This is a genomic window from Candidatus Thiosymbion oneisti, from assembly GCF_900092655.1.
In the GTDB taxonomy this organism is placed as follows: domain Bacteria; phylum Pseudomonadota; class Gammaproteobacteria; order Chromatiales; family Chromatiaceae; genus Thiosymbion; species Thiosymbion oneisti.
Genome location: NZ_FLUY01000389.1, coordinates 1 through 3,162 on the forward strand (window position 1 = coordinate 1; position 3,162 = coordinate 3,162).

Consider the following 3,162-nt stretch of genomic DNA (forward strand, 5'->3'; position numbering starts at 1 on the left):
CCTCCGGGAGAGGGTTGGGGAGAGGGGATCAAAGGGATGAATCGCTCTACTTTTTCACTTATAAATTTACCACTACCCAGGTTCTACCCGATAGCCGGAAGGGCCAACGAAATATCGGTAGTCCTGGGAGCCGACAGAATGTCGGCGGTTCCGGGGACGTGAGTCCGGCTGGGACCGCCGTCTTTCAGATGGCTTACGGACCCAATGACCAGCTATCGGCAACGGTCAGAGCAGACGCCTTCTCAGGCCACATCGGATATCGGACAGCTAGTCGGTCGATGCATCCGTATCTGTCTCTCCGTCGCGCATGTCGCGGGCGACCCGGTCGAGGACACCGTTGACATAACGGTGGCCCTGCTCGGCCCCGAGCAGCTTCGCCAGGTCGACCGCCTCGTTGATGGCTACCCGGTAGGGCACGGAGGGACTGTAGAGCAGCTCGTAGGTGCCCGCGCGGAGAATGGCGCACTCCACGGGGTCCACCCGCTCGATGGGGCGGTCCAAGACCGGTTGCAGGCGGGCGTCCAGCTCCTTCCGGCGCGCGGGAACCCCATAGAGGAGCTGCCGGAACAGCTCCAGGTCGTAGGCCTGCCTCGATTTGGCACCGGAATCCGGCGCCTCTTCCGGATCCGCGAGGGCTGCGGCGACCCCCTCTACCCAAGCGGGATCATTGAGGAAGTGGCGACCGATCTCCAGCGGGTCTTGTCCGGTGAGTTGCCACTGGTAGAGGGCAAGTACGGCATAGCAGCGTGCCTGGCTGCGGCGTCCGCCCATCTCAGTCCAACTGCCGCAGTAGATCCACCATCTCGAGCGCGGACATGGCCGCATCCGCCCCTTTGTTGCCGGCCTTGGTGCCGGCGCGCTCGATGGCCTGCTCGATGGTGTCCACGGTAAGCACGCCGAATGAGACGGGGACGCCGTGCTTTAGGCTCACCTGCGCTATCCCTTTGACGCACTCGCCGGCCACATAGTTGAAATGGGGCGTACTGCCGCGGATCACCGCGCCGATGGCGATGATTGCGTCGTACCCGCCTTTGGCGGCAACGCGTTCGATGGTCACCGGCATCTCGAAGGCTCCGGGGACGCGGACGATGGTCAGGTCCGAGTCTTCGGCACCATGACGCCTTAGTGCATCAATCGCACCCGTGAGCAGATTCTCCACCACAAAGCGGTTGAAGCGGGAAACCACCAGGCAGAAACGGGCGTTGTCGGCGCGCAGCGCGCCCTCGATAGTCTTGATCGCCATGGGGCTGATTTCTCCTTCGATAAAGAGAAGCTGTTTGGTTAAAACGGATCCTAAGTGTTGCATTACGCCATGCTCTCCCAGGCGTTCTCGCGCGCGGCTTAACGCAACCTACTCAAAGCGAGGTCCGCGCGGGCCGGCAGCGAACCGCATCTTTGGACGCGGCGTGCCCAACATCCGCGTCTGTCATTCCTGGTTATGGATCTTTGGGCGTCGTAACGCAACAGGTCCGGTCCCCCAAACAGCGCCGAATCATTCAGAATTGCTTTTAACCGGACAGCTTCTAAGACCCCTGAAATCGGACGGACTCCGGCACTCAGCTCAACCGGGTATCGTATCCATTCCCGTTCCCTTCAGGTCGATATACGCAGCGATTTTCGGCCCTCGTCGGTTCGTCGGATGCCTTCCGGGCACGGCTCACGGATTGCTCCCTACATATTCCACCACCTCCAGGTCGAAACCGGAGATGCCGTGCATGGATCTGGGTGCGCTCATGACCCGCATCTTGCGCACCCCCAGGTCCGCTAGGATCTGGGCCCCGATCCCATAGGTGCGCAACTCGTTGCGATCCCGGCGGCGCGGGCGGGTTCGGTCTTCCCGGTCTTGCCGATTGAAGTCCTTGATCTGGGCCAGCAGATCCTCCGCGTGATCCCGGTTGCGCAGGACCACGACCACGCCCTCACCGGCCTCGGTTATCCGGCGCATGGCATCCCTCAGAGGCCATCCGCACCCGCTGTGGCTGGTACCGAACAGGTCGCACAGGCTGTTCTGGAGATGCACCCGCACCAAGGTTGGCCGCGCTGGCGATATGTCACCCCGGGTCAGGGCAAAGTGCAGGTTATTATCGATGGTGTCCCGGTAGGCGGATAGCTGAAAGTCCCCGACCTCGGTGGACAGATCGCAGGTACACTCGCAGAGCACCGCTTTCTCGTGACGTACCCGATGTTGGATGAGGTCGGCAATGGTAGCGATCTTCAGGCCATGGGTCGCGGCGAAGGCCTCGAGGTCCGGGCGCCGGGCCATGCTGCCGTCTTCGTTCAGGATCTCGACGATGACCGCCGCCGGTTCCAAGCCCGCTAGTCGGGCCAGGTCGCAGCCGGCCTCCGTATGGCCGGCGCGCACCAGGACTCCCCCCGGCTGCGCCATTAAAGGAAAGATGTGACCCGGTTGCACCAAATCATCAGGCTCGGCATCCGGGGCCGTGGCCGCGCTGATGGTAGTCGCCCGGTCGGCGGCGGAAATGCCGGTGGTGACACCCTGAGCGGCCTCGATGGAGACGGTAAAGGCCGTGGCGTGGGGGATGTTGTCGCCATTCACCATGAGCGGCAGGCGCAGGTGCAGGCAACGCGCTTGGGTGAGGGTGAGGCAGATCAGGCCGCGTCCGTACTTGGCCATGAAGTTGATCGCGTCCGGCGTCACCTTTTGTGCGGCCAGTAAGAGATCGCCCTCGTTCTCCCGATCCTCGTCGTCCATGATGACGACCATCCGGCCCTGGCGTAGGTCTTCGATGATCTCTTCGGTGGTATTCAGGGCCATGACGGCGGGCTTTACTGTTGCTCGACGGGGAAGACCGGAATTGTATAGCAATCCTGAATGATTTGGCGCTGTTCGGCGTTATTTGGTGTTGTCCGCGAAGGCGTCTTTCTAATCCGCAGATTACGCAGATTTTCACAGATTGTTTCGTTCTTAATCTGCGGAAATCTGCGTAATCTGTGGATAAAGAAAGTCCGGTTCCCCAAACAGCGCCAAATCATTCAGGATTGCCGGAAGCCGACGATTGAGTCACATCCCTCGCAAACAGCCTGCCGCCGACATAAGATGGAGGGGCCTACGACAAACGCCGGAGGAGCGGTGTGAAACAATGGCTGAAGCGGATTACGCCGAATCGGGCGCAGGTCCGCGAGCACAGGCAGCTACGCGTC

3 protein-coding genes are annotated in these 3,162 nt (G+C 61.5%); all 3 read right to left on the bottom strand.

What is annotated here, in order from left to right:
* Window positions 1–267: 267 nt before the first annotated feature.
* The 3 genes from nusB to ribBA all read right to left on the bottom strand — a co-directional run bounded on the left by nusB (window position 268) and on the right by ribBA (window position 2,776).
* Window positions 268–771 (bottom strand): transcription antitermination factor NusB, encoded by a 504-nt coding sequence (nusB, locus tag BQ17_RS03695; RefSeq protein ID WP_089724407.1) that lies wholly within the window; start codon window positions 769–771, stop codon window positions 268–270.
* Between the two features lies 1 nt (window position 772).
* Window positions 773–1,243 (bottom strand): 6,7-dimethyl-8-ribityllumazine synthase, encoded by a 471-nt coding sequence (ribH, locus tag BQ17_RS03700; protein ID WP_089724408.1) that lies wholly within the window; start codon window positions 1,241–1,243, stop codon window positions 773–775.
* Between the two features lie 414 nt (window positions 1,244–1,657).
* Complete coding sequence (gene ribBA / locus BQ17_RS03705; protein ID WP_089724410.1) at window positions 1,658–2,776, bottom strand: bifunctional 3,4-dihydroxy-2-butanone-4-phosphate synthase/GTP cyclohydrolase II; 1,119 nt, start codon at window positions 2,774–2,776, stop codon at window positions 1,658–1,660.
* Window positions 2,777–3,162: the final 386 nt, after the last annotated feature.

Coding starts and splice junctions, on each gene's coding strand:
- nusB (WP_089724407.1), bottom strand. CDS start 771: ATGGGCGGACGCCGCAGCCAGGCACGCTGCTATGCCGTACTTGCCCTC.
- ribH (WP_089724408.1), bottom strand. CDS start 1,243: ATGGCGATCAAGACTATCGAGGGCGCGCTGCGCGCCGACAACGCCCGT.
- ribBA (WP_089724410.1), bottom strand. CDS start 2,776: ATGGCCCTGAATACCACCGAAGAGATCATCGAAGACCTACGCCAGGGC.